We start from the raw sequence: 5,814 nt of genomic DNA, 5'->3' as shown, positions 1-5,814 counted from the left end.
CAGCACGCGCCCGGCGGCGTCGTGACGGTAAGCGATCTCATCGCTTTCAATACCTAGGGCAATGCCTTCGGCGGTTGGCGTGCAGCGGATGCGGGTAATCTGGCCGCTCAGGTCGCGTGCGTAGCGGTTTGCATAAGACAATCATGCTACCGCCACACCCTGATAAATTAAGCTATCTGCACGATACTTATGTTACTTTTTAAAAAGTAGGTTAAATAGAAAAAACTTACTCAAAGTATCCTGCTTTTTAAGGTCGAGTTTGTCGGCATCACCTATTCCAACCTTAACCAAAATCTCTGCCGGACATACACGCAAGCCCAACTTGCCCCCTCATGAGCAACTGACTCGCAGAGAAGGGATATGAGACCGGGCGCAGCGTCACCATGAATATTTCGAACAGCTATATTTTTCTGATGGCGGATAATTATGTTGTGCAGGAGCTATCCAAGTAACATTATCTGGCTAGACATATGGACAATGGGATTAAGTGTACGCCTATGTAGCACTTCCCCAAAATGAGAATAATAAAAAAGCCGGAAAGATAAGAAGATCTTTTCAGTCCTTTTTATTAATAAGTTAGCTAATTTATAAAAAACAACCTTACCATTCTTTCAGATTATCAACTGAATCAACCTCTTGAAAATCAATTCCATTTTTTTTACAATATTCAACAGCTCTATCCCATAAATTACCATCAAAAACAATTACACTCCCCCCAGCGACAGGAGTCAAAAACCAGTAAAAAAGAAATTGATAACCTTTTTTTATTAAAGAATTTATTACACTTACATCAACACCACCATAATCATCATAAAGATTAAGTAGTTCAGGTTTCTCAGGAAAAACCTCTTCAGGCAATCCTTTATTAGTTCTTAACTTATTTTTCAGAAGCATCTTGCGATACTCCGCCAGTTGCTTGTTCACTTTTTCATTATTGTTGCCATAAAAATAAAGCCCATTTCTACTTAGGGCTGAGCAAGCATCAAGACTTTGCCCCTCTTTATTAAAAGAAATAAGATTAGTAAATAAAGAGGACAATAGCCCCTCCGATTTTTCAGTTAAAAAACCATAAGGACCATATCCATTATTATCTATATTGTATTGATAGCAAATACAATAAGCCTCCGATGGTAAATCAGTTTTGAAATGAACTGATTGCACTATCCATTCGGGAACAGGAAATTTAATTAATTTCTCAGGCATATAATTTACCATGTAAAAATCACTTCATTACCTTTAGGGTCAATCGCATGCACATGACCATTAGAATGATGCTCAGGAATACCACTTTGACCAGCATCCGGGTGGCCGTCGGGATGCTCAAACCAATGATTTTTCCCATTAGGATTACGCCTACCTAGTGATTGCTTACCATTGGCTTGCATTTTCCCCCAATTTGCACCACGACTGGTTACATTTAAATCATCCAGACTAATATTTTCACCACCTCGCGAAATTCGAGGTACTTGCGCATGTTGTTGAGGGAGGATTTATTACCCTCCCATTCTTTATTATTTTAAAATTGTATAAGCTGTTATTGAAGAAATATCAATGAATTTTGCTTTTATTGAGAGAGAGAATATATCATCTTGAGCTAAAATGATGATAAACCCATCTTCTTTAGATATGTTAATATCTAAAGAAAAGTGTGTTTTATTCCAACCAAATAAGCTAACTTCCGCTATATCAATAGCAGTCAATTGCAATTGTACGACATTACACTTCTGCATTATCCATTTTTTTGGTGGTTGCGAAGGATAACTTTTAATATCGAATCTTAGTGTGATTTTTGGCCCATCCCTATGGAAAATAACATCATGAAGTTCAACATTACGTAATGAAGGTTCTTCATCGGTGAAGATAGAAGAAATGCTTCTTTTATCAATTAATAAATCAACCCATGAGTTCATTTTCCCTCCTTGAAATGGATTATGTTCTAGCGTTCCAGATATAGTACCATTTTGGGTATCACTGATCGGTCTAACATTTAAATGTGGCCCTTGGTTACCAAGTGTTCCTGGAGGTCCATAGATATGCCCTAGTGAATAGTTCTGGATTACAATGGATTCACCATCTGGATGAGAGAAAGTATATTCTCGTGTCTTTATAGGTAAATGATCGCCTCCTAAAATAGATTTCCCGTTTCGATCTGTTAAAGGTACTAGCTCAACTTTTGATGGTTGCTGGCTCACTGGTATTCCGGCATCTCTTTTCGCTGTCGTAAAGGCTGCATTTTTCGATTTAAATTTAGTAGTACAGCTAGCAAGACCCAGCGGATCAATCCACCCCAACGGATTCGGCGCATACTGATAAAGATCCCACCCAGCATTCAACCCAATCGGATCCTGCACGATAAACAGTCTATCCGAGGGCCGTAGCAGTTATATTAAGCTTAATAGGAAAAACAAGCCGGAAATTAAAAAGTACTTCCCGGCGTTTTAGTTAGAATGGAAAAATACAGTTATTAAATGTATGCAAGCAATCGTTTCTTGAGATACTCAATAAAATCATCAGCATAAGGTTGAACATTCTCCCCTAATGATACATATATTTTTTCCATTTCATTTGCATCAAAGAAGAACTCTTCACCAAAATCCGTATTCGATACAACAACTCTTCCATTTTTTAAATTATCATTTGCTATAGTATTTTGATATACTATATCTCCACCTACTGCCTCATCAAAAGGCAGGCAGTAAATACTATATATTTCCTCACCACAGATATCTCCGCCACCATAATTGTTTAAAAACCACTTATAGCTAGCAGGAAAAGTCACTGATAAGGCTTTTTCGGCCGCATCGATCCAGTCACTTCCTGGAGAATCTTCAGACGTTCCCATGTTAATTAAATCAGAATGTTTATCAAAAAGCTCTACTAATTATTCTCTGTTCATAGGAAATCACTCGCTCTGTTTGTCCAATATTGTTTACGCCATGTATCAAATACAGATCTATCTATACCAGATGGGATTGTGTTTGGATTTATGTGTATTATTCCATGGTTAGTTTTATGGAATGTTTGACTCATCTCCGCAATTGGGCCATCTTGGGTTTGTAACATATGATGTAAATTAACTGTGTTTCCCTCATATCCAACAGGTGCACGTCCTGTAGCCATTCGCTCTACGTTCGTTCCCCTGAAACTTTTCCTTTTTAACGCCAGGTTGTCATCAGTTCAGGATCAAATAAAGAATCCCGCTGATAAATTTTATTTCCGTTAAATTCTATTGGTTCATTTTTCCAAAACTTCCTGTTTTGCCCAGATGAATTACAAGCAGCAAGATCCAGCGAATTCAGCACATTCTGATAAAGATTCCACCCAGCATTCAACCCAAGCGAATCCTGCACGACTAACTGCCCAACCAGTGTGTGGGTCGTAGTAACGGAACAGGTAAGTTCTTCTTAGTTTCCATCTACATTACAAAAGGATACAGTGAGATATTTTTTATAGCTGTTGAAAATGAAACATATTTACAACCACCAGGGTAGGCCTCAACATCTAAATTCTTTACCCGATTCAGCAAGACCGTATAAAGACTCAAGCGTATCGTTTTCTTGCTCATCAGACCACGGAGATGGTAGTAACGCCTTGAAAACAACATTTACATCAAAAAGAACAGAAACGCCAAAATGAAGTAAATAGGCACGATAACTTTCAGGGATTGGACCTATTGATGCTTCTAATTTATTAAAACTCTTTATCAGTTCATCTGTTGGTAATGATATCGGTTTCGCTCCAAAACGTTTTATTTTTTTCAACAATGTCCTTTATTCCTCATATTTGGTGCGTAGCGAATATGTGGCACATTACTCTGAAGCTCTCGAAAATAGAATTATAATATTAGGATTCAAATGAAAGGTTTTATCGCCGGCATCAATTAAATTGTGTTCCTGAGCGAGAAAATCATGAATGTAAAAAATCATTAATTAGGTAAAAACATTCACACTTCGCCTACTTAAACAGCACTTAATAATAAATTAGCCGAATAAAAATACCTTTTCCCGGCTCGTTATTTATTGTGGGAACTTTCCACCTTTATACCAAGACCATAGATAACTGATGGCCCAACTATTATCCTTTCCAACAACAACACATTTAGCAATTAATTCAAAATCATCTGATATGCGTGATGATATTTCAGAATTATTAATTACTCTGAATGATAGTTTAAATGCTTTTTCTCGCAAGGAATTGATATATTCAATATCATCCGCAAAAAAAATTCATTTTCTAATGAATTAAACTCTTTCATCCATGGATCATCGAATTCTGGCTCATCTCTTGAATCCAAGGCGCTGTCTGCATCTAATGTTTCGAGAAAATCAAAAACTGAAGCAGAGGACAAAAAATTTTCAACTTCAGCTAACTTATTATTATTCATTACATTAATCCTTGTTCTTTTAGCCAGACCTCTATTGAATCAATGGCTTTAACTGGCGTCACATTAGTACCTTACGAAAGGTTCCGTTTGGAGACTTGACATCAACTTTGATATCATCTAATTTGGAATACGCTCTCTTGTAGGCATCAAAATAATCTTCTGGCATACTGATTTTAAATTTCCTCTCTAAAATTTTATGTTCATATTTATTTGCAGGCTTACCGCATGAAATAGGCATAAGCTATCCTTAGTATATAACTCCTTGATGTTAGATAATCCACCTCAAATAAAACAAACTACAATTAATTTTTACTTACACAATTTATTATAGTAATAAAGTCGGGAAAAGCATCCCGACTTCTTATTTCAAATGCTTTCGAACTTGATAACAGGTGGGGGGAAATCATCAGGGAATGATTTACATCTAATTTTATTTTTTAATAATCCCTCAAGAAAATCAGTTAATCCACCATCAAAATACTCAACTTCTGGTGATCTTGCTGCAATAATAGCAACAGTCCATAACTCACTATTATCTTTACAATTTACGACCCAGAATAGATAATCCCCATTATCTGTAACTCCTAACGGAATCAACCCATTATCCTTGGGATACAGTTGATAATTATAATAATCTTTATCTGACTCAATCAGATAATTAAGGTCTTCCAAAATAAATTTATACTGTTCAAAAAAATTGACATCTTCATTTGTACTAAATGGGTTAAAAATAACAATAAAGTCCGCAATACGACCTGAACCATACTCATTTATAAACTCAATATAATCAGAGGGGAAAGGTAAACCATCCTCAATCAGTGGCCATTTCATTCCCTTCCCCGAATCCGAAGGGGCGACAGGTGCTGCTAATATTGTAATCAGTTTATTTATTGACATATTTACATTCCTGGAGGATTAAGTATTGTGACATGTTCGAAGAACCCTCCAGTCCCCTCTGCTTTAATTGTAATTCCAGCAGGAATTCTGGAAGGACCATGATAAATAGGAGTTATATTCAAATCAATAGTTTCCCCCTGTTCTAAGGCTTTCCTTATTCGTCCTTCAACAGCACTCATTACAGGTGTGTTGGCTGGGCGCTGCTGGATAGTTACTAGGTTTCGTACATCATCCCCAGAGCCGCCTAATTGACGACCAAGCAAATGTCCTCGAGCTCGATTAGATCCAGCACCGGTAATAAATCCAGGTGGTTGGATATTAGGATTTGCATGCGTTCCAGTATTAATATGTGTCGCATTTAATCGGGCCTGAACGCCTGTTGGACGACCTAAATTATCCAGGTCACCATATTTGATACCGCAATTCTTTAACCCCAGCGGATCGATCCAAGTTAGAGAATTCGGCGCATACTGATAAAGGTTCCACCCGCCATTCAACCCAATCGGATCCTGCACAATAAACCGCCCGACCTG

General features: G+C 37.3%; 9 protein-coding genes and 1 pseudogene. All 10 read right to left on the bottom strand.

The window, feature by feature from the left end; all coding sequences use genetic code 11:
* Positions 1 to 600: 600 nt before the first annotated feature.
* Positions 601 to 1,203, bottom strand: coding sequence for a hypothetical protein (locus LDK53_RS22130; protein WP_225288086.1), 603 nt, complete (start codon positions 1,201 to 1,203; stop codon positions 601 to 603).
* A gap of 5 nt (positions 1,204 to 1,208) precedes the next feature.
* Entirely contained in the window at positions 1,209 to 1,385 is a 177-nt protein-coding gene (locus tag LDK53_RS22125) for a hypothetical protein (protein ID WP_225288085.1), read from the bottom strand.
* A 126-nt stretch (positions 1,386 to 1,511) separates the two neighbouring features.
* A complete protein-coding gene (locus LDK53_RS22120) occupies positions 1,512 to 2,192 on the bottom strand; it encodes an Imm50 family immunity protein (protein ID WP_225288087.1) in 681 nt (226 codons plus the stop codon).
* A 63-nt stretch (positions 2,193 to 2,255) separates the two neighbouring features.
* Positions 2,256 to 2,357: pseudogene (locus LDK53_RS23100) on the bottom strand (RHS repeat-associated core domain-containing protein); the annotation flags it as partial.
* 107 nt (positions 2,358 to 2,464) lie between these two features.
* Positions 2,465 to 2,842 (bottom strand): SMI1/KNR4 family protein, encoded by a 378-nt coding sequence (locus tag LDK53_RS22110; protein ID WP_225288084.1) that lies wholly within the window; start codon positions 2,840 to 2,842, stop codon positions 2,465 to 2,467.
* A gap of 50 nt (positions 2,843 to 2,892) precedes the next feature.
* Positions 2,893 to 3,120, bottom strand: a complete 228-nt coding sequence (locus LDK53_RS23095) for an HNH/ENDO VII family nuclease (RefSeq protein WP_225288083.1) — start codon at positions 3,118 to 3,120, stop codon at positions 2,893 to 2,895.
* 374 nt (positions 3,121 to 3,494) lie between these two features.
* Entirely contained in the window at positions 3,495 to 3,761 is a 267-nt protein-coding gene (locus LDK53_RS22100) for a hypothetical protein (RefSeq protein ID WP_154232935.1), read from the bottom strand.
* Positions 3,762 to 4,153: 392 nt separating this feature from the next.
* Positions 4,154 to 4,384 carry a hypothetical protein gene (locus LDK53_RS22095; RefSeq protein ID WP_225288082.1) on the bottom strand — a complete coding sequence of 77 codons (231 nt, stop codon included), beginning with the start codon at positions 4,382 to 4,384 and terminating at the stop codon, positions 4,154 to 4,156.
* Between the two features lie 366 nt (positions 4,385 to 4,750).
* A complete protein-coding gene (locus tag LDK53_RS22090) occupies positions 4,751 to 5,281 on the bottom strand; it encodes an SMI1/KNR4 family protein (protein WP_225288081.1) in 531 nt (176 codons plus the stop codon).
* A gap of 2 nt (positions 5,282 to 5,283) precedes the next feature.
* The coding region (locus tag LDK53_RS22085) for a DNA/RNA non-specific endonuclease (protein ID WP_225288080.1) at positions 5,284 to 5,814 on the bottom strand (531 nt) is incomplete at its 5' end.

This window comes from Enterobacter sp. K16B (genome assembly GCF_020216105.1).
GTDB lineage: Bacteria > Pseudomonadota > Gammaproteobacteria > Enterobacterales > Enterobacteriaceae > Enterobacter > Enterobacter sichuanensis.
This window is presented reverse-complemented; position numbering and strand designations above follow the sequence as displayed.